The sequence below is a fragment of the Pseudomonas sp. KBW05 genome (genome assembly GCF_003852405.1).
Classification (GTDB): Bacteria; Pseudomonadota; Gammaproteobacteria; order Pseudomonadales; family Pseudomonadaceae; genus Aquipseudomonas.
In genome coordinates, this window is sequence record NZ_QAJM01000009.1 from 298,786 (window position 1) to 299,035 (window position 250).

General features: G+C 59.2%; 1 pseudogene. It reads right to left on the bottom strand.

Annotated elements, in window-relative coordinates:
- Positions 1-10: 10 nt before the first annotated feature.
- Positions 11-250: pseudogene (locus tag DBR46_RS30410) on the bottom strand (hypothetical protein); the annotation flags it as partial.

The following is a 250-nucleotide window of genomic DNA, read 5'->3' on the forward strand; positions in this document are numbered from 1 at the left end:
GCGCCTAAGATCAAAAACAAAGCGAGGCGGCCTGACAGCCGGCCTGATCTAGGAAGCCTGCGCGTTTCCCTGTGGGAGCTGGCTTGCCTGCGATGGCATCAACTGGGTGTGCCTGATGTACCGAGGTGTCTGCATCGCAGGCAAGCCAGCTCCCACAGGTGCCGGTTCCCACAATTGAAGAGTGAACACCATCAAAAATACCGGTCGGCTCTAAGGCCGCCGCGCTCTTGCTTTTGATCTGGGGTCGCCC